Below are 19,661 nucleotides of genomic sequence, written 5' to 3' on the forward strand. Positions count from 1 at the left end.
AAATTTCAGGCTTTTCTCACGGAATGTTTATTCTTGTACATTTCATCATCTGCCCGTTTTATGGTTTCTTCCAGAGTTTCTGCTGTCTTGCGAAAGGCTCCGCCGATTGCAAGACGGCAGTAAAACTCTGCTGTTACATCCGATAAATTTCCTTTCTCATCTCCACGCATGGTACTTACCAGTTCCTGTACTTTTTCTTCCTTACAATCTCTGATCAGCATTACAAATTCATCTCCACCGATACGGAATCCGCTTGCCTGCTCCGTGAGATATCTCCGGATAAATTCCGCTGCTTTCAGGATCACAGCATCACCTTTTTCATGTCCGAAGGTATCATTCATGCGTTTCAAATTGTCAATGTCGAAATAAATTACACCGATGGTACTGTCACTCTGCAGTTCTTTTAACTGTTCTTTGTAGTGTCTCTTGTTGTAGAGCTGCGTCATGCTGTCATGATTGCTGTTCCAATCGGCAATAGCCAGCTGGGAACTGGACGCAATGATATCATGCTCCATTTTCTTCATGGATTCACACAGTCGTTCCAGTTCATCTCCGGTTCTGATGTTCATCCGGCTGATGGGAGATTCCTTACCATCCCTCAAAATGTCAATAGAATAGCTGGAAGCCGCCTTGGACATGGCATTTAACGGTCGCAGTACATTGTGCTGCATAAACCAGATCATAAAGACTCCGAAAAGCACCGTAATCGATGTAACAATGATGGTAATATACCCTAAATAAGTCAATTGCTCCCATCTGACATTTTCTGTGGAAATTCCTACGATAATATAAGCCACCGGAATATTGTATGAGGAATTCAGCGGAATGTAGTAATCGCTTCTTCCGTTATACTCTAACGGTTCTATTTTCTCACATGCGATCAACTCGTCTTTTATAGCATTCTGTACCTCATCGTAGGGGCGGATATCTCCTAAAAAGGCTCCGTTTTCTGTCAAATCTGTGTCATACACATAACAGCCTCCACCATCCCTGAAATTGACCACGCTGATCTGCAATACATTTTCACTGGTGTTGCGATAGTCAATGAGTTTATTCCATACCTCGTAATACGCCGTATTTCTCCGTCTGTTGTCCAGATAGCCCGTTACGCTGTCTCCGTCTACCACCAAGCTGCAGGTATTCGCCACAGTCTGCGCCAGAGAATCTGTGTAATTCCGATTGACATTCATATAATTGACGTAGTTTACAAATATGAAGCTCACGTCCATAATGCATACGATGATAACAATAGCCAGAACGATTTTATACTTTAATGATTTTTTCATTCGTAATCCTCGGAAATCAATACTTTCTCTGATCTATATAGTCGGCTGCATTTTCATAGGTATAGATGTTTTCCTCAGTGTTATAGATCTTGTCCACCTCTCTGCCGGCTTCCAGTTCTTCTATGACCATCTCCACAGTGGATGCCAGCAGCGGATTACACTCCACGGTGGCATGTAATTTCCCCGCCATCATATTTTCAAAGCTTTCGTGCAAAGCGTCAAAGGAGATCATAATGATGTCTCCCTCAGGCCCATAGCTCTTGCCGTTCCGGTCCAGTGCTTTCATGGCACCAAAAATCATGTTATCATTTTCCGAAATGATAACATCAATATCCTTTACCGTTCCTTTGCTGAGCAGATTTTCCATATAGGTCTGGCCTTCTCCCTGGGTGAAATTGGCACATCCCCTGTCTACGATAGTCCAGTTCGGATGTTCCTCCACTCCATGTAAAATACCGTTCGTTCTTCCGATGGCAGCGGTAGCTCCTTCAGTTCCTTCCAGCAGGACAATGTGGATTGTCTCGTTTTCCCGTCCCTGCTCTGTTAAATACTGATCCAGCCACGTTACAGCTTTCCGGCCTTCCTCTTCAAAATCCGAACCAATCCAGGACACGTATTCCGTTTCATCCACAGCTATTTTACGGTCCGCTACGATGACCGGTATCCCAGCTTCCTTTGCGGCATGTATGGCATTCTCCCATCCGGTCTCCACGATGGGCTGCAGGATAATATAATCTACTTTCTGCTGGATCAGATCGTACATGGCTTTTACCTGGCGCTCCGAACTGGAATTGCCGTCAATATAGATCAGATCGTAGCCTCTTTCTTTGGTGAAAGTATTCAGATAATCATTGGTATTGGCATCTCTCCAGTCAGACTCTTTTCCCGTCTGGATCATCCCCACCCGGATGAGACCGTCATTATACCCCGGTGCCGCACCCCGGATCAGTTGCTGCGTTTTGTCGGCTCGTTCAGTCCCACATCCGATCAACCCCAGACAAAACATCAGCACACAAGTCACGGCAACTATTCTTTTTTTCATGTAACCACCCCTGGTTCTTTATTTATCTTTATTTATCTTTATTTATCTTTATTTTTACCGTTATCTTCTCTTTTCCGAATCATGCCTCTTACGTTTTATAGTACCATCTTCCTGTATAGGGTGCAAGCCATCACCGGTGGTTCTCATAATAATTTTACGCTTTTTTATTATATTTTTTAACAAGGTCTACCTATCGGATACTGATCATCAGTATCGTCATGATGATCCTGTTCGTGGAATCCAATTTATATCTGAGCCGGATCAATTCTCAACAGCTGGAAGCTACCATGTATATGAACCAATACCGTCTGGGTTTCAAAACGCTGACCGCTGCCGTACAGCCTTATGCCGTCACCGGAGATAAGACCTATTACAACAATATGGGGGAATTACACGAGGACAAGAATTGTGACATTGCCTGGGAAAGTCTGCAGCAGAACGGTCTGACAGACAATGAATGGGAGGAGATAAATCATATCGCCGAGATTTCCGAGACCTTAAGAGCCTACCGAAGAATATGTCGATGGCTTCGTACACTTTTCCAACGGTTTTTATCACCATTTTGTACATTTTTCCAACATTGTAATTTAGTCATGGTTTCTATCATGCCGTTGTGATATGATGGAACAAGACAATATTCGACAATCTTCGACGAAAGAGGTGCCCCTATGACAATAACCTGGTTATGCCTGTTCTGGTTGTTTTTCTTCTATTCCTTTATTGGATGGTGTATTGAGGTATGTGCTGCTGCGGTGCAGCATCGGAAATTCGTCAACCGCGGATTCGTAGCGGGTCCCCTATGCCCGATCTACGGTTTTGGTGCCATATTGTTCGAGATTTTCCTGCCGGAACTAACGGAAGACCCGTTTTTCCTGTTCCTGGGTGGCTTTGTACTGGCTTCCCTGCTGGAATATTCCACTGGCATGTTCTTCGAAAAGGTTTATAAGAAAAAGCTGTGGGATTACTCCCGTTTCCGCTACAACGTAGGTGGCTACATCTGCCTGCCTTTTTCCCTGCTGTGGGGTGCTTTAAGTGTTGTGACGGTAATGTTTGCAGATCCATTATTATGCGGACTTTTTGACCGCATTCCGCACTTGCTTTCCGTTGTACTTCTGTTGGTGCTGGGCGGGCTGCTCCTGTTGGACACCGTCAGTTCCGCTTTATCTACTTTAAGCCTACAGGTACAGGCAAAGCACCGGGTGGAGGCCTCTCTGGAAAAGCAGACCGCCCGCCTGGATCAGATTACAGAAGGGCTGGGCCAGACTTCCCGTTTTCTGGAAAATGCCCTGACAAGACATATACAGAAGCGACTGCAGAAATCATATCCTTCTATCAGCCTGGATGCTCTGGTAAAAGCCAGAGAAGAACATAAAAAATCCACCGTCTTTGCCGAGGGCTGCTGCTTTTACAAACTGTTTTCCCTCTTCTTCATCGGTGCATTGTTAGGTGACATTACGGAAACGATCTTCTGCCGCATCACCGCAGGTGTCTGGATGAGCCGCAGCAGTGTCATCTACGGACCTTTCAGTATTGTCTGGGGTTTGGGCTGTGCCTTCCTGACCCTGCTGCTCTACCGTTACCGCAACAAGAGCGACAGTACTATTTTTCTGGCAGGTACCCTGCTGGGCGGTGCTTACGAATATATCTGCAGTGTCTTCACGGAAATGGTCTTCGGCACAATCTTCTGGGACTACAGCGGATTTGCCTTTAACTTAGGCGGTCGTATCAACCTCTTGTACTGCTTCTTTTGGGGAATTGCCGCTGTGGTATGGCTGAAACTGATCTATCCGAATCTTTCCGGCTGTATTGAAAAGATTCCGAAAAGAACCGGCACAATTGTCTGCAATATTTTGATAGTATTTATGATTGTCAATATGCTGATCTCCGCACTGGCGCTGGCCAGATATACGGAGCGCAACGGCGCTTCCTATTCCGTGGAAACTACAGAGCTTAACGGACTGGAACAATTTTTAGACACCCATTACCCGGATGCACGGATGGAACGCATCTATCCCAATGCAAAAATGGTGAATTAAATAATTTTGTAAAGATGGGAGACCACCAGACTTATGCAGATCGATGACTTGACAGCAGGGTTATCCCTTAGCTTTTTGATCAATCTTAATACCGAGCAGCTTCAATTTGAATCCAAAATTCTGGAGGTATATCCTCACAGGCACACTTTGCTGGCGCAGGGTGTGTTTACTGATGATAAAATTATCTCTTTCCGTGGAAAAGGACTCGTCGTAGATCTCATTGTCACACTTCCGGAGGATAAACCGCAGCTGTTCAAAAACGTTACTACCAATGTAGTTAAGCTTTCCGATGGAACACTGTGCTATACTGTCTCCTCCATCGCCGGAAGCAAAACCTATAACCGCCGGCAAAGCTACCGCTGCTATGTCGGCATCGAAACTGCTGTCCAATGCGGCCTAAACCGTGCCGCCCACGATGCCATCATCAAGGACATCAGCTACAACGGCTTTTCCGTGGTCAGCAAAGAAGATTTAAAACTGGAGGTCAATCAGACCGTCCATGCCGTCTTGAATGATCATATGGATGAAACCGCCGAAAACTTCAACTTCCATCTCTATGGACTGGTTGCACGGATACAGGAACTGGAAAACGGGCTGTTTCTCTACGGCTGCCGTCTCAACAATCCGGTTCCGGGACTGGAACAATATATTATAAAAAAAGAACGGGCTGTCTTACGGAAAAGACAGTCATCCTGAGATTCTACGCAACTATTTCGTATAACGCAAAAAACCGCTGCCCCTTACGGGGCAACGGTTTTTGTATTCAAAGGATTATCCCTCAATAGCGATGTATTTATTGGTCTCTACCGCAGGCTTTGCTTCCTTCTTAGGAACATTCAGAGTCAAGATACCATGTTTGAACTCGCCCTTGATATCCTCCTGAGTCAGGTTGTCACCAACATAGAAGCTACGCTGGCAAGCTCCGGCATAACGCTCCTTGCGGATGTATTTACCGGTCTTCTTCTCCTGCTCATCCTCATCCAGACCTTTGGCAGCCTCAATGGTCAGATAACCATCCTCCAGAGAAACCTTGATCTCATCTTTCTTGAAGCCGGGCAGATCAACGATCAACTCATAGTTGTCATCGGTCTCCTTGATATCGGTCTTCATTACATTATGTGCATGTCTGCCATACAGTTTCTTCTCTATCTGATTCTCTGCTCTGTTGTCAAAGAAAGGTACATCATCAAAAAAGTCATCAAATAAGTTCTCTCCAAAAATGCTAGGTAATAACATAAGTCATCTCTCCTTTTCTATTAAACATATGTCGGTGTCTTTCGATACCTCTTACCTTTTGTCCTCCGGCAACCACCGGAGAATTTCGGAACCTGTCAGAGGATCTTCGATCAATCTCTTGATCTTTCTTCCTCTCCCTTGTTCTATTTGTACTATAACACGCATATATAAGTATGTCAATTAAGGAAAAATTATATAATTATAAATTAAAAATAAACTGCAAAAAAGAACCAGAACACTGTGATCCACAGTACTCCGGTTCTTTTTTACAGGCAAAACCGCCAGTCTTACTTATTTGTTTTCTCTTACTTATCCTTTGCAGTAAAGAATACGAAGAATACATCTCCCTCAGTGTCATTGGAGAACTGCTCCAGATAAGAAATGGAATAATCCTTGGAATCTTCCGGTACTTCATATACCAGCAGACCGGTTTTCTCTTCGTTAACACCCAGATCATACTCTTCCGGCAGCTGTTCGTCACTTACAGTGTTACCATAGTAGGTGATAGGTGCAGCGTATGCGTCATCGTTATCATCATCGCCCCACTGGATCTGGAAATCGGTGTCATACATGGTAACGGTAGAACGATCGGTGTTCTTAACGGTTACTTCTGCTACTAACAGCTTATTTCCCTCGGAAGGGGTATATCCTTCATAGTCATTGCAGGTATATGCGCTGTTTACAGTGTAATCGAAGAAGTAAGTTCTCATTACATCTCCCATACGTCCTTCTGCATAGCCGTCATCATCTGCGGTTACCACACCACTCTTGCTGCTGGTATTGGATCCGGAACTTGCAATATTCTGAATTGCGCTGTCTACAGGACCACATCCTACCAGACTAAATGCCAGTACAGTTGCTACAATAATTCCAACAAATTTTTTCATTTTCTTTCTCCCTCTCATAACCCTTATTGTGCATGCAGTCATCTGCACGCGAAGCTAGTATAACACACAAAATGGCAGAATGCAACGCTTTATTGCGCTACTTTGCGAATGTAAGTGCTTACTCACGGGTCAGACGCAGGATCACATCGCTGTGTTCCGGATATTTTTCCAATAGTTTTTTCCGTTCAAACAGTTCAAATTCTTCATATTTAAAACAGGGTGAAACCATACAGCCCACCAGACTGAAACCCTCTTCCTCCATGGCAGACCCGAAGATCATTCCCTTCGGAACCAGTACCTGCGGGACTTCTCCCTTTTCCAGGTCCAGCCCAAGTTTCGCCGCTGTGAGTTTTCCGGCCTCATCGATCATATAAATCGTCAACGCATTGCCGTCATGATAATACCATACCTCATCCGACTTCAGGCGATGAAAATGGGACACTTCCCCCTTTGCCAGCATAAAATAAATGCTGCTCCACAGGTTCCTCTCTTCTTTTTCCAGCAGGCATTCCTTGAAATAACCGCCCTCCACATGGGGCTCCATTTCCAGATGCTCTATATAATATTCCGCTGAATGCTTCATACTCTTATCCCTCCGGCTATTTTCTTTTCTACTGAATTAGTGTATACTATGCAGAGAAAAAGCGCAATTATTAACCTGAAAGATTGTGCGGAATGGAGAATATCATGGAAAAAATAGCAAGCTTCACCATTGACCATATCAAGCTTCAGCCCGGTGTCTATGTATCCCGCAAGGATCACATCGGTGCAGAGGTCATCACCACTTTCGATCTGCGTATGACCAGTCCCAACGAAGAGCCTGTGATGAATACCGCAGAAGTACACACCATCGAGCATCTGGGTGCAACTTTCCTGCGCAATCATCCGGAATACAAGGACAAGACCGTCTACTTCGGCCCCATGGGATGCCGTACCGGCTTCTATCTGCTGCTGGCCGGAGATCTCTCTTCTAAGGATATTGTTCCTCTGATGGTGGAAATGTTTGAATTCATCCGCGATTACAAGGGTGAGGTACCCGGTGCTTCTCCCAAAGACTGCGGCAACTATCTGGATATGAATCTGGGTATGGCCAACTATCTGGCAAAACGCTATCTGGATAATGTGCTGTACGGCATTGACGACAGCCGTCTGGTATATCCGGAGTGATTACAATTATTTAAGAAAGAACAGGAAACACACATGAAAAAAATCGGAATCATCGGTGCCATGGAGCTGGAAGTGGAAACTCTCAAGGCTCACATGACCACCACTAATATCACGACCAAAGCAAATATGGAATTTCACGAGGGTACCCTGAACGGTACTCCCGTAGTCATCGTCCGCAGTGGTGTCGGCAAAGTCAATGCCGCTCTCTGCGTACAGATTCTGGCAGACCTTTTTCAGGTCACTGCCATCATCAACACCGGTGTGGCAGGATCCCTGAATGCCGCTCTGGACATCGGAGATATTCTGATCTCCAAGGATGCCCTGCACCATGATGTAGATGCCACCATTTTCGGTTACAAGCCTGGGGAAGTTCCCCAGCTGGGATGTCGGGAATTCCTTGCAGATGAGCATCTTATCGAGGTTGCTGCCAGCACCTGTCAGGAGGTCAATCCGGACATTCACGTTCATACCGGGCGTGTAGTCAGCGGAGATCAGTTCATTTCCAGCAAAGAAGTCAAGGACCGACTGATCAAAGAATTTCAGGGGGACTGTGCCGAGATGGAGGGGGCTTCCATTGCCCACGGTGCTTACCTGAACGGTATTCCCTTTGTCATCATCCGTGCCATTTCCGACAAGGCGGATGACAGTGCCGAGATGGATTATCCTACCTTTGAAAAGGCCGCAGCGCTCCACTCCGCCAAGCTGGTAGAGGCTATGATGCCCCGGATCTGATCCGGGCGGCTGTCCTGTGGATCGAAAACAATGCCTGCTGCACAGACTTTGCAGGCAATAGAAAGGCATGCATATTAACATGAAAAAAGAAAAGAAATACATTGAATATATCTTAAAACAGGCCGAAGCCCTGCTGGCTATCGACAGCCCTTCCGGCTTCACGGAAAAAGTAACGGATTACCTCTGTGAAGAGTACAAGCGCCTCGGCTACAAACCGGTCAAGACCAAAAAGGGCGGCGTTCTCGTAGAGATCGGCGGTAAAGACAACGCAGTTCTGACCATGGCCCATGTAGACACGCTGGGCGGCATGGTGGCAGAGATCAAGAGCAACGGCCGTCTCCGTCTGACTAAGGTCGGCGGCTTAAACGCCAACAATATCGAGACCGAGAACTGCCGTATCTATACGCTGGACGGCAAAGTATACGAAGGCACCGTACAGCTGACGGATGCTTCCATCCATGTCAACGGCGATTACCAGAGGTCCGAGCGTACCTTCGATTCCGTGGAAGTCCTGCTGGATGAAAAGGTATCTTCCAGGGAAGATGTCAAGGCACTGGGTATTGAGAACGGTTCCTTCGTCTGCATGGATCCCCGGACCCGCATCACGGAGTCCGGTTACATCAAGAGCCGTTTTCTGGATGACAAGCTCAGCACCGCTATTCTGCTTGGCTTCGCAAAATATGTAAAAGACGAGGATCTGAAGCTGTCCCGTAAGGTCTACCAACATATCACGGTCTTCGAGGAAGTGGGTCACGGTGCCTGCGCTTCCGCTCCGGAAGATGTGGAGGAACTGCTGTCCGTAGATATGGGTTGCGTCGGAGAGGGTCTGGAATGCACGGATCGTCAGGTATCCATCTGCGTCAAGGACGGCCACGGACCTTATCATTATGATGTGGTCAAAGGGCTGATCCAGGCTGCAAAAGACAATCATATCGACTACGCCGCAGATGTTTACCCCTACTACGGCTCCGATGCTGATGCCGCATTAAGCGCCGGTATTGATGCCAGACACGGACTCATCGGCCCAGGTGTCTACGCTTCCCACGGCTACGAGCGTTCCCACAAGGATGCAGTTGCCGCAACGCTGGAATTGTTGAAGGCTTATCTGGCATAACTCCAAATATAAATTGCACATAAAAAGCAGTCCGGAGACCAGCAGATTTTCTATCTTCTGCCAGTTCCGGACTGCTTTTATAATACTCTTGCAAGTTAATATATTTATTTTGCCTCTTCTGCTCCGCCGTCTTTTTTCTTGTTGAATACGAACAGCTTGCTGAATACATAGTTGCCGATGATGACCAGAACTGCGGAGATCAGGGTTGCCACCAGCAGATTTACACCGATTGCGGTCAGTACCTGCATCACTACCATATCCAGGATCAGCGTGGATACTCTGGAAAGTACGAATTTCGGTGCTTCGGACAGCATCGGAGCATTGCTCTTGAATACAAACTTACGGTTGGTAAAATATGCGAAAATGACACCCGCCGTCCAGTTGATAACACTTAATACAACATTCTGAAAGGGTGTTGGATACATTGTGTTGTCAAATAACAGGAAGTTTGCCAGGAATTTTGCTGCCCAGGATACGACCGTGGTCAGTCCGCCTACGATCAGGTATGCAATGATCTCTTCATACTTGATCCAAAGTGCCTTTATTTTTTCTACCATATTGTTCCTCATTTCTCTGTGCTAAGGTTAACAAAACTATTCAGAACCCCATTCGCAAAATCGCCTCTGCGTGGCTTTCTTTTTGCTCATGTGGTTACTTCGCCCTATAAATAGTTAACTACAAATAACAAATATACACAAATATCCCCTTAAATGCAAGCATTCCAAAGACATTTGTGTATATCTTAATCACTGTTTATGAAATTCTATACCACCGTATGGCTTATAAATTTACCACGTTACGGTTCTCACCACGCATAAATGCCTTAATGTTCTCGTAGACGCCCTGTACGCAACGGGTACGTGCCTCCACGCTGGCCCATGCCAGGTGCGGTGTGATGATCAGCTTGTTACTGTCTTTTAACTGGCTTAAAGGATTAGATAACTCCAAAGGCTCCTTTTCCAGGACATCCAGACCTGCTGCCTGAATCTCTCCGGCCACCAGTGCTTCATAGAGATCAGCGTTATTTACCACGGGGCCTCTTGCCACATTGATGAGGATTGCTGTCTTTTTCATCTTACGAAGGGCTTCCTTATCAATGAAATTACGGGATAAGTCACTTAACGGACAATGCAGGGACAGGAAATCGCTCTCTTTTAACAGGGTATCCTTGTCCACCTGCGGATAATCCGTACAGGTGCTCTTGCCCGTGATGGAATAAAAGATTACCTTACAGCCGAAAGCGGTAGCGATCGCTGCGGCTCTCCTGCCGATATTCCCCATTCCTACAATGCCCCATGTCTTACCTTCTAATTCATAAAAAGGTCTGTCAAAATTAGAAAAACGATCCTGTGCACTGTAAGCGCCGGATTTTACATATTCATCATAGTAGGGCAGCTTCTGGCTCAATGCCAGCGCCAGAGTAAACGTATGCTGGGCTACCATGGCGGTGGAATAATCGACCACATTTGCCACCTTGATTCCTCTGGACCTGCAATATGCCAGATCACAGTTGTCGTATCCGGTAGCAAGCTCACAGATCAGCTTCACATTGGGGCAATCCTTCAGGGATTCCTCTTTCATGGGAGCCTTGTTGCAGACAATGACATCCGCATCGCCCACACGCTCTGCCACTTCCTGTGCAGTAACGGTATTCGGGTAACTGGTCACTTCTCCCAATTCATTAAAGCAGTCCACCGGCACATCCGTGCCGGCGCTGTTTCTCTCCAGTAAAACAATCTTCATCTCTTGCAATTTCTCCTGTCTTTTGTTTTCTTTTCGTAATAGCATAATAACATAGTAGAATAAACGATTTCTCCGGGCTATCGCCCTACTTACTTATTCCATCATACAGCAACAGCGTAATGAAATCAATTCATTACGCTGTCCTTTTCTTCTTTTGAAACATATTACTGCCGGAGTGATCCCGCCTCTGTGGCTTACAATCTCTTCAGCAGTTCTTCTCTCTGTGCCTCATAACCGGGCTTGCCAAGCAGAGCGAACATATTCTTCTTGTAGCTCTCTACACCGGGCTGGTTGAAAGGATTTACACCCAGCAGGTATCCGCTGACACCACATGCGAACTCGAAGAAGTAGAACAGCTCGCCAAGATAGAACTCATTTACCTCGGGAACGGTTACCATGAAGTTGGGAACCTGACCGTCGGTATGTGCCAGAATGGTTCCGTTCATAGCGCTCTTATTGACGAAATCAACGGTCTTGCCTGCCAGATAGTTCAGACCATCCAGATCTACAGGCTCCTCGCCGATCGTAAGCTCCTCTCTCGGAGTGTCGATATTGATCACGGTCTCGAACATTACACGGGAACCGTCCTGAATGAACTGACCCATGGAATGCAGATCGGTGGTCAGGTCCACGCTTGCGGGAAACAGACCCTTGTTGTCCTTACCTTCGCTCTCACCGAACAGCTGCTTCCACCACTCACTTACATAGTGAACAGCGGGCTCATAGTTCGCCAGGATCTCGACACTCTTGCCCTTGCGCAGTAAGATGTTACGCAGAGCCGCATACTGTAAAGCATCGTTCTCTTCGAAATCATTCTCCAGGGCACGCTTTCTTCCGCTGGCTGCACCTTCCATCAGCTTGTCGATATCAGCACCACTGACAGCGATCGGTAACAGACCTACAGCGGTCAGTACGGAGAAACGTCCTCCTACATCATCGGGTACTACGAAGGTCTCGTAACCTTCCTCATCGGACAGATGCTTTAAGCTTCCCTTCGCCTTATCGGTGGTAGCATAAATTCTCTCTGCCGCGCCCTTCTTGCCGTATTTAGCTTCCAGCTTCTCCTTGAATACACGGAAAGCAATAGCGGGCTCTGTGGTGGTACCGGACTTGGAGATCATGTTGATGGAGAAATCTCTGTCGCCTACTACATCCATCAGGTGCTTCAGATAGGTGGAGCTGATGGAGTTACCACAGAAGTAGATCTCCGGAGTCTTACGTACACTCTTATCCAGTACATTGTAGAAGCTGTGGCTTAAGAACTCGATAGCCGCTCTGGCTCCCAGATAAGAACCACCGATACCGATAACCAGCAGAACATCGGAATCACTCTGGATCTTCTTCGCTGCTGCCTTGATGCGGGCGAACTCTTCCTTATCGTAATCTACGGGAAGATCGATCCATCCCAGGAAATCATTGCCTGCGCCGGTCTTGGATACCAGGGTCTCCTTCGCATCCAGGGTAAGCTTCTTCATGTAACCGATCTCTTCTTCAGAAATAAAAGAGCCGGCCTTGGAATAATCAAATGTAACTTGTCTGCTCATAATGCTCCTCCTTATATCTTGCAGATATATCACGCATTCTTGCGTTACTTACTTAAAAAATCCGTTTTTATTTTAACAAAGTTACATCTCATTTTCAAGACATATCTATAGATCCGGGGAATGTTTTCTGAATTCTTTCGGACGTCTGACATTTTCCGCTATACTGTAAGTAATTCCTGAAGCAATGCCTGTAATTCTTCCTCCGTGACTCTGGCGGGATCCTCCGGTCTCTGCGGCAGCACTTTTTCTCCCGGCTTTTCATGTGCGGCATTTTCTACGGAAAATACTTCTCTGTCCAGACGATCTCCCGTTTCTTCCGGCTGCGCCATTCTGCTGCTGATCGGCATCAGTTCCACCGTCCGCCTGCCGGAAGCTCTCTGCTGTCGTCCTCTCGTTCTTCCGGCCGCACTGATCTCCTCCCCCAGGCTTCCCGGTCCGTAAAGTCTTTCATAATCCTGTTCCGTGACAGAGATCCGGCCCGACAGATGATTTTCCAGATAATCAATGAGGTTCGTCTTTAATATTCTGCGTTTTCCCTTGATATCCACCATGGCTGACAAGGAAAAATAAAGATACATTCCTAAGAAGCTTACTATATAAAAAGGCAGGATTTCCCCCAGCATCCTTCCGCCCATGATCCCCTTGCAGATCCCGACACCGGCAAACACAATGGAAAACAGCATGCACTGGCCGGACAAATGATACCAGGCATCAAAGGATAGGTGTCCAAACGCCAGCCGGTTGAGGAACTTGTCCACAAACACCGGAATGTTTGATACTCCACCATTTAACTGGTAACAATTTGCAAATTTTACTTTACACTGTTTCAACAGGCGGTTATTCGTCGTTGCCATATTATCTGTCTCTTTTATCATCGTATGGTAAAATCCTGCCAGAAGCAGACGCACCAGAATACTAAGTCCCAGAAATACCAGAATTCCGGTTGTGATCACTTTTTCTTCTTTGAAAATCGTAAACATAACCTGCGCTCCTTTCTATCGCTTCCTTAGAGTATAACGTATTAGAGGCTTGTTTTGTACGTTTTTTCATCGTCATTCTTCTACGTTGCCGAACAGAAAAAGTATTTCTTTTACATTTTTCGTGAAAAGAAAACCTTGTACATATTGTTGTATAAATGCCGAAAATCTGCTATAATCACTCCTTAGAAATTCAGTTTGAAAAGGATGGTTTTACATATGATATACAAGACAAAAGGTACCTGTTCCACTTCGATCGATGTAGAATTAAAGGATGGTGTTATTGATTCCGTAAAATTCACCGGTGGATGCAACGGTAATCTGCAGGGAATCAGTGCTCTGGTAAAAGGAATGAAGCCGGAAGAAGCAATCAGCCGTCTCAAGGGGATCCGCTGCGGTTTCAAGCCTACCTCCTGTCCTGACCAGCTGGCTCATGCCCTGGAAGAAATGATCGCACAGTAATCTCACCGACAAGAAGGATTTTATTATGAAAAAAATCGTATTGACCGGCGGCGGAACTGCCGGACATGTAACCCCCAATATTGCTTTATTACCGGCGCTGCAGGCGGCCGGCTATGAAATTGCCTATGTGGGATCTTATGAAGGCATTGAGAAAAAGCTGATTGCAGATTTCAACATTCCTTACACAGGCATTTCTACGGGCAAATTCCGCAGATACCTGGATCCGAAGAACTTCTCCGATCCGTTCCGTGTCATGAAGGGATTTGTGGAAGCGAGAAATTACCTGAAAAATTACCAGCCGGATGTAGTCTTCTCCAAGGGGGGCTTCGTAAGCGTCCCGGTCGTCCGCGCTGCAGCTTCCTTACATATTCCCTGTATCATCCACGAATCGGATATGACACCGGGACTGGCCAATAAGCTGTGCATTCCCGTGGCAGAAAAGGTATGCTGCAATTTCCCGGAGACTATGAAAAATATTCCTGCCGACAAGGCTGTCCTCACCGGTTCTCCCATTCGTGCGGAGCTGGCACAGGGCAGCCGGCTGGCCGGACTGAACATGTGCGGCTTTACTGCCAATAAACCTGTCATCATGGTCATTGGCGGAAGTCTGGGTGCAGCTAACGTGAACAAGGCTGTCCGCGATGCGTTGCCGAAGCTTCTGGAGGATTTCCAGGTAGTACATCTCTGCGGTAAGGACAAAATAGACAACCTGTTGTTAAATACACCCGGATATAAACAGTTTGAATATATCAAGGCGGAACTAAAGGATATTTTCGCCATGGCAGACGTGGTGATTTCCCGTGCCGGAGCCAATGCCATCTGTGAACTTCTGGCGCTGAAAAAGCCCAACATTCTGATCCCCCTGCCTGCCGCCAGCAGCCGCGGAGACCAGCTGTTGAATGCCGCTTCCTTCGAAGCGCAGGGTTATTCCATTGTGCTGAATGAGGATGATATTACGACGAATCTGCTGGTGGATAAAGTACACGAGCTGTACTTCAACCGCCAGAATTATGTGGAAGCCATGAGCCGCAGCCACCAGATGGACGCCATCAACACAATCATGGTGCTGATCAATGAAGCCGCAAACAAGAGTCATACGCAATAATGTCATGTATTGATTGAGGGGATTATTTTGAAAGGATTATTGGAAATCTGCTGCGGCAGCTTCGAAGATGTGAAAACCGCCTGGCAAAATGGTGCTGACCGGGTAGAGCTTAACAGTGCACTGTATCTGGGTGGTCTCACACCTTCTACGGCCAATCTGATCTGTGCAAAAGAACAGTGCAGCATCCCTATTGTAACAATGGTCCGCCCAAGAGGAGGCGGATTCTGCTATTCACAGGATGAATACGAGACCATGCTCTTAGATGCCCGCATCCTTTTAGAGCACGGAGCTGACGGTATTGCTTTCGGCTTCCTGACAGAGGATCATGCCATCCATAGGAACCGGACACAGGAAATGATCGACCTCATCCATAGCGCCGGAAAAGAAGCTGTATTTCACCGGGCGTTTGATTGTATTGCACAACAGGAACGTGCAGTGGAAGCATTGATCTTACTTGGTGCGGACCGGATCCTCACCAGTGGTGGTGCACCCGATGTATGGTCGGGCAGAACGCAATTGCAAAAGCTGCAAAGCCAGTATGGTAAGGATATCACATTTTTAGCCGGAAGCGGCGTGAATGCACAAAACGTAAACGCTCTGATGGAATATACGAGCATAGAGCAGGTTCATACATCCTGCAGAAGCTGGCAGCCGGATGCGACCGCCTCCCTGCAGGACGTGGACTTCTCTTATGATAGAAACCGAAAGAATGCATATGAAGCAGTAGATGCCGGGAAAGTGGCAGAGATGCGGGCAGCAATGCCTATATTGTAATCAGCCCATGTTCTAAGCAAAAATCGTAGACTCCGTCTTCTTCCACCGATCTGCACGTGCAGGTGGCGTGGGCTTTGATCTCATCCTTCGCATTCCCCATGGCCACACCGGTGCCGACTGCTTCCAGCATCTCGATATCATTGAAGCCATCTCCAAAAGCGATGGCTTCCTCCTTTGTAAAGCCAAAATGCTGAAGTACCGCGCGCACAGCGTTTCCCTTCCCACATTCCAGAGGAATGATATCAGCCGCTCTGTCCCACCACGCTGTAATCTGTGTATGGTGCGTACCATAGAGAATCCGCTCATACTCTTCTTCCCGGCAGGCACACATCATCTGATAGATATCCTCACGAACCCGTTCATCGAATTGTTTATCGATTTTCAGCATCTCATTACCGAATCTGAAATACTGCTCCAGATCCGGATCTGTACCGTTGGTGATGATAAAATGTTCGTTACTTATCGCTACCGCCCTATGCATGTCTTTCAGATTCTGAAGGATCTGAAGCTTGTCCATCCGATCAAGCGGGCACTTAAAAATAATCTCGTCTCCTACTGTTACATAAGAACCGTTAAAGGTCAGAAGAGCATCGAAATCAATCCCCGGAAAACGCGGCGCCGACAGATATCCTCTTCCGGTCGCCATACACAGCTTCACCCCATTCCGATGAAGAGAAATTAATGCATGCAGCGTCCGCTCACTTAATTCTTTATGACCCATCTTCAAAAGTGTCCCATCGACATCAAAAAATGCAATTTTAATCATGCTTGCCACCTCCGTCCGGCTCACAGGATATATTCCATCTGCCGTTCTTTTGTCTTCATTCCCATCTTTTCATAAAAGTGCTCTGCCGAAGTGTTGCCTGCCCAGACGTTCAGGGTTACTTCATAGCAGCCCAGTTCTTTTGCCTGCTGTTTCACATATTCAAACAGGCTTTCCCCGATATGCTGCCCCCGTGTCTGCTTGTCAACGCAAAGGTCATCGATAAACAATGATTTGAAGGGGACCATATTAGTGGAAAAGGGCTGCTCCCTGAGTTGGCAGAATGCATAGCCCATGCACAGATCGTCCTCGTCTACGGCAACATAGATAGGGTGATCCTCCTGTTGTAATAGCTCTGTCAGCTCGCAGGGGGTGTATTTCGTAGTACCCGGTATAAAAATATCCGGACGGATCTCTGCATGTATCTGTAATACCTGCCCCAACAGTGCAAGAATTCTTGGAATGTCCTTTTTTTCTGCCTTGCGAATCTTCATTTCTATTTTGCTCCTTTATTCGACAAATCCCGTTTTATTACTTCTCCCGGTGTTATAACCCTTCCATATCTAGATTCACGATTAACTTTCCAATTTTCCGTTCTTTTAAAAGATAGCACATATAGATAGGAAGATATACCACGGCTCCCTCCTGTTCCATATTTGCTACCGATAAAACATATGCTTTCTCAATATGATAATCAGAAATTTTCATAAAGTTATCCAAGGATTTGTGTGCCTTGTAAGCTTTCCCGGATTTCACCTCAATGGGAACCACTTTCCCATCCATTTCGACCAAAACATCCAGTTCCCCTATATTTTTCTTTTTACAGAAATAAGGTTCCAAACCATTGGCCATTAATTGCTGTGCCACAGCATTTTCAAAGTGAGCACCGTTATTTACTTCGCTGTTTTTATTGATCAGTTCCAGTTTGGTTTCCGCCGGATATGCACTGGTAAGCAAACCGATGTCATTGGAAAAAAGTCGGAACACATTACTGCTCTTGCTCGCTTTGAGAGGAATAACAGGAGCTTCCACGTTATACACCGGTAACGCAACTCCGGCATCTTTCAGCCATAAAAAGCTGTTTTCATATCTGTCAAACTTTAACTCTTTATTCAGCATTGTAAATACAAATTTTTTATTCTGTTTGTTCAATTCTGCCGGAATGATATCATAAATAGATATCAATTTCAGTTTTTTATCTTCACTCTCATGTTGAGAGAAATCCTCTTTATATAGCGCAACGATATCCCGTTGTACCTTATCCACTTCCCGGATATCTTTTGTAGCAATATATATTTTTACCGCATCCGGCATGCCTCCGACAATTAGATAGATAAAAAACAGCGACAATAGCTTCTGATGTATGAATTCATCCACGGGCTGACATGTTTCAAATTTCGCTTTCAACATTTCCAAAGTTGTTTTTGACACATTATTTGCTATCATGAATTCTTCAAAATCCATCGGATACATTCTCAAAACAGTTAAATATCCAACCGGAACCGACGTTATTCCCTTAAGCTCTACTCCTAATAAGGATCCGCTCATTACATATTTGAAGCTGCCTTCTTCTACAAGGAATTTTATTTTTGTCACTATTTCCGGACATTTCTGTATCTCATCAAAAAAGACGACCGTTTCCTGCGGCTTACAATCCTCCGGCATAATCATTTTTAATTTCACCAGGAACTCATTCGCACTCATTTTTACATTGAGATAATCCACCAAATCCGGCTGATCTATAAAATTAACTTCAAACTTACGATATCCGCTTTTGGCAATTTCCTCTCTTATCAGCCAGGTCTTTCCAATCTGTCTGGCGCCTGTTACCAATAATGCTTTATCCGATCTTTTCAACCATTCTTCTATGATAATAGAGTCTTTTCTATACATAAATTCCCTCCTCCCTTTTTAACAGTATCTATTTTGCCCCGTTTTTTCAATATGATTTGTAATATTTTGCCCCGTTTTATTCAATTTACCATTCCAAAGGTATTTTTTTCTTTCTCGTCGAATTCTTTTTTCCATGCAAAAATAATTGTTGTATCATCCCTATAAACTGGAATTTTCTCAATTCTTCATCTCTGTTTTTTTCTTTTCCAATTAATTAATAGACCAATCGTTGAAATAACAAAAATTAATGCTGATGTTAGAGAAAAAATACCATCAGTAACCACAAATATGATAAACGTGGCTAATGGAATATAATTAAGAATACTTTTCAAAATTTTCATGTCCAATCCTCCTTTTTAAAATCTCATTAATCTTATAAAATATTTTGTTCTAAAAATACCGATTTCTCTTTCTATTCAACTACACGCCAACTTCGTTAAAATTTTAACATTATATTTAAGCTCATTCAAAGAACTCAAATAAACACACATGTGGAATCTTCAAATTAAGTTTGTTTATTTGAAATTGCAATATAACTGCATATAGAAATCAGGAAACTTATACAGTACAAAACAACCGCTCCTAAACTAAACAATATTTCTCCAAGATAAGTTAGTCCTGGCATAAATCCATATCCAAGTAAATCATTATAGTAAATCATCAGTCCTATGGATATAAGCAGCGGAACTAGTTCTGCCGAAAACAATATCCGCCAAAGCTTTTTTGTTTTCTTGCGAATGGATATCACAAATAATATTATTTGAAATATTAAAATCACTATATATGTAATCAGTAGGAACAGTGCCATTACTATTTTCCTCCGTAAATTCCGATTTTCTCAATTCTCCAAACTGTTAAGGAAACAATCGGAGTTGGTGTAAACGAAAAAGCAGCCTTGAG

General features: G+C 45.2%; 22 protein-coding genes. 9 read left to right on the top strand and 13 right to left on the bottom strand.

Translation table 11 applies throughout. The features are described 5' to 3' along the window. Window positions 1-5: 5 nt before the first annotated feature. Together DWZ61_RS16760 and DWZ61_RS16765 are read right to left on the bottom strand one after the other, a co-directional pair. Window positions 6-1,286, bottom strand: a complete 1,281-nt coding sequence (locus tag DWZ61_RS16760) for a GGDEF domain-containing protein (RefSeq protein ID WP_118539784.1) — start codon at window positions 1,284-1,286, stop codon at window positions 6-8. A gap of 16 nt (window positions 1,287-1,302) precedes the next feature. Further along, the gene (locus tag DWZ61_RS16765) at window positions 1,303-2,328 is read right to left on the bottom strand and encodes an ABC transporter substrate-binding protein (RefSeq protein ID WP_118539786.1); all 1,026 of its coding nucleotides are present in this window, start codon (window positions 2,326-2,328) and stop codon (window positions 1,303-1,305) included. 233 nt (window positions 2,329-2,561) lie between these two features. Between DWZ61_RS16765 and DWZ61_RS16770 the strand changes: the two genes are divergently transcribed. The 3 genes from DWZ61_RS16770 to DWZ61_RS16780 are packed head-to-tail and all read left to right on the top strand — an operon-like array spanning window position 2,562 to window position 5,060. After that, window positions 2,562-2,945 (top strand): hypothetical protein, encoded by a 384-nt coding sequence (locus DWZ61_RS16770; RefSeq protein ID WP_182427153.1) that lies wholly within the window; start codon window positions 2,562-2,564, stop codon window positions 2,943-2,945. Window positions 2,946-2,996: 51 nt separating this feature from the next. Continuing rightward, window positions 2,997-4,364, top strand: a complete 1,368-nt coding sequence (locus tag DWZ61_RS16775; RefSeq protein WP_118539788.1) for a putative ABC transporter permease — start codon at window positions 2,997-2,999, stop codon at window positions 4,362-4,364. 33 nt (window positions 4,365-4,397) lie between these two features. Then, window positions 4,398-5,060: a PilZ domain-containing protein gene (locus DWZ61_RS16780; protein WP_118539790.1), complete on the top strand. Its 663-nt coding sequence runs from the start codon at window positions 4,398-4,400 to the stop codon at window positions 5,058-5,060. 75 nt (window positions 5,061-5,135) lie between these two features. Here the strand turns inward: DWZ61_RS16780 and DWZ61_RS16785 are convergent, their stop codons facing one another. The 3 genes from DWZ61_RS16785 to DWZ61_RS16795 all read right to left on the bottom strand — a co-directional run bounded on the left by DWZ61_RS16785 (window position 5,136) and on the right by DWZ61_RS16795 (window position 7,070). Then, complete coding sequence (locus DWZ61_RS16785) at window positions 5,136-5,600, bottom strand: Hsp20/alpha crystallin family protein (protein ID WP_022311998.1); 465 nt, start codon at window positions 5,598-5,600, stop codon at window positions 5,136-5,138. A gap of 305 nt (window positions 5,601-5,905) precedes the next feature. After that, entirely contained in the window at window positions 5,906-6,487 is a 582-nt protein-coding gene (locus DWZ61_RS16790; RefSeq protein ID WP_172594826.1) for a DUF4352 domain-containing protein, read from the bottom strand. A 118-nt stretch (window positions 6,488-6,605) separates the two neighbouring features. Further along, window positions 6,606-7,070 carry a cupin domain-containing protein gene (locus tag DWZ61_RS16795; RefSeq protein WP_117466495.1) on the bottom strand — a complete coding sequence of 155 codons (465 nt, stop codon included), beginning with the start codon at window positions 7,068-7,070 and terminating at the stop codon, window positions 6,606-6,608. 104 nt (window positions 7,071-7,174) lie between these two features. Here DWZ61_RS16795 and DWZ61_RS16800 point away from each other — a divergent pair, with 104 nt between their 5' ends. The 3 genes from DWZ61_RS16800 (at window position 7,175) to DWZ61_RS16810 (ending at window position 9,500) form a co-directional block, all read left to right on the top strand. Further along, window positions 7,175-7,654, top strand: coding sequence for an S-ribosylhomocysteine lyase (locus DWZ61_RS16800; RefSeq protein ID WP_022311995.1), 480 nt, complete (start codon window positions 7,175-7,177; stop codon window positions 7,652-7,654). A gap of 33 nt (window positions 7,655-7,687) precedes the next feature. Continuing rightward, a complete protein-coding gene (locus DWZ61_RS16805) occupies window positions 7,688-8,386 on the top strand; it encodes a 5'-methylthioadenosine/adenosylhomocysteine nucleosidase (protein WP_117466494.1) in 699 nt (232 codons plus the stop codon). Window positions 8,387-8,465: 79 nt separating this feature from the next. Then, window positions 8,466-9,500 carry a M42 family metallopeptidase gene (locus DWZ61_RS16810; protein ID WP_118503080.1) on the top strand — a complete coding sequence of 345 codons (1,035 nt, stop codon included), beginning with the start codon at window positions 8,466-8,468 and terminating at the stop codon, window positions 9,498-9,500. A 104-nt stretch (window positions 9,501-9,604) separates the two neighbouring features. Here the strand turns inward: DWZ61_RS16810 and DWZ61_RS16815 are convergent, their stop codons facing one another. From DWZ61_RS16815 to DWZ61_RS16830, 4 genes are all read right to left on the bottom strand, one after another. Then, complete coding sequence (locus tag DWZ61_RS16815; RefSeq protein WP_118502939.1) at window positions 9,605-10,057, bottom strand: GtrA family protein; 453 nt, start codon at window positions 10,055-10,057, stop codon at window positions 9,605-9,607. Between the two features lie 223 nt (window positions 10,058-10,280). After that, the gene (locus DWZ61_RS16820) at window positions 10,281-11,243 is read right to left on the bottom strand and encodes a D-2-hydroxyacid dehydrogenase (RefSeq protein WP_118539792.1); all 963 of its coding nucleotides are present in this window, start codon (window positions 11,241-11,243) and stop codon (window positions 10,281-10,283) included. A gap of 194 nt (window positions 11,244-11,437) precedes the next feature. Beyond that, window positions 11,438-12,787 carry a glucose-6-phosphate isomerase gene (locus DWZ61_RS16825; RefSeq protein ID WP_022153088.1) on the bottom strand — a complete coding sequence of 450 codons (1,350 nt, stop codon included), beginning with the start codon at window positions 12,785-12,787 and terminating at the stop codon, window positions 11,438-11,440. A gap of 158 nt (window positions 12,788-12,945) precedes the next feature. Further along, the gene (locus DWZ61_RS16830) at window positions 12,946-13,767 is read right to left on the bottom strand and encodes a hypothetical protein (protein ID WP_118539794.1); all 822 of its coding nucleotides are present in this window, start codon (window positions 13,765-13,767) and stop codon (window positions 12,946-12,948) included. Between the two features lie 216 nt (window positions 13,768-13,983). On the opposite strand from DWZ61_RS16830, the gene DWZ61_RS16835 reads away from it, so the two are divergent. The 3 genes from DWZ61_RS16835 to DWZ61_RS16845 are packed head-to-tail and all read left to right on the top strand — an operon-like array spanning window position 13,984 to window position 16,105. Further along, window positions 13,984-14,226, top strand: a complete 243-nt coding sequence (locus DWZ61_RS16835) for a TIGR03905 family TSCPD domain-containing protein (protein ID WP_022311989.1) — start codon at window positions 13,984-13,986, stop codon at window positions 14,224-14,226. A gap of 25 nt (window positions 14,227-14,251) precedes the next feature. After that, window positions 14,252-15,331: an undecaprenyldiphospho-muramoylpentapeptide beta-N-acetylglucosaminyltransferase gene (locus tag DWZ61_RS16840; protein ID WP_118539796.1), complete on the top strand. Its 1,080-nt coding sequence runs from the start codon at window positions 14,252-14,254 to the stop codon at window positions 15,329-15,331. 27 nt (window positions 15,332-15,358) lie between these two features. Further along, the gene (locus DWZ61_RS16845) at window positions 15,359-16,105 is read left to right on the top strand and encodes a copper homeostasis protein CutC (RefSeq protein WP_243026447.1); all 747 of its coding nucleotides are present in this window, start codon (window positions 15,359-15,361) and stop codon (window positions 16,103-16,105) included. On the opposite strand, the gene DWZ61_RS16850 is transcribed toward DWZ61_RS16845, so the two are convergent. The 4 genes from DWZ61_RS16850 to DWZ61_RS19850 form a co-directional block, all read right to left on the bottom strand. Further along, window positions 16,095-16,871, bottom strand: coding sequence for an HAD family hydrolase (locus DWZ61_RS16850; protein WP_118539798.1), 777 nt, complete (start codon window positions 16,869-16,871; stop codon window positions 16,095-16,097). The two genes, DWZ61_RS16845 and DWZ61_RS16850, sit on opposite strands and share 11 nt — an antisense overlap. 20 nt (window positions 16,872-16,891) lie before the next feature. Beyond that, complete coding sequence (locus DWZ61_RS16855) at window positions 16,892-17,362, bottom strand: GNAT family N-acetyltransferase (protein ID WP_022153335.1); 471 nt, start codon at window positions 17,360-17,362, stop codon at window positions 16,892-16,894. A gap of 52 nt (window positions 17,363-17,414) precedes the next feature. Beyond that, on the bottom strand, window positions 17,415-18,761 hold the full coding sequence (locus DWZ61_RS16860; protein WP_118539800.1) for an AAA family ATPase: 1,347 nt from the start codon (window positions 18,759-18,761) through the stop codon (window positions 17,415-17,417). A gap of 185 nt (window positions 18,762-18,946) precedes the next feature. Continuing rightward, entirely contained in the window at window positions 18,947-19,102 is a 156-nt protein-coding gene (locus tag DWZ61_RS19850; RefSeq protein ID WP_173867108.1) for a hypothetical protein, read from the bottom strand. Between the last annotated feature and the right edge of the window lie 559 nt (window positions 19,103-19,661).

The organism is Clostridium sp. AF34-10BH (genome assembly GCF_003478095.1).
GTDB lineage: Bacteria > Bacillota > Clostridia > Lachnospirales > Lachnospiraceae > Acetatifactor > Acetatifactor acetigignens.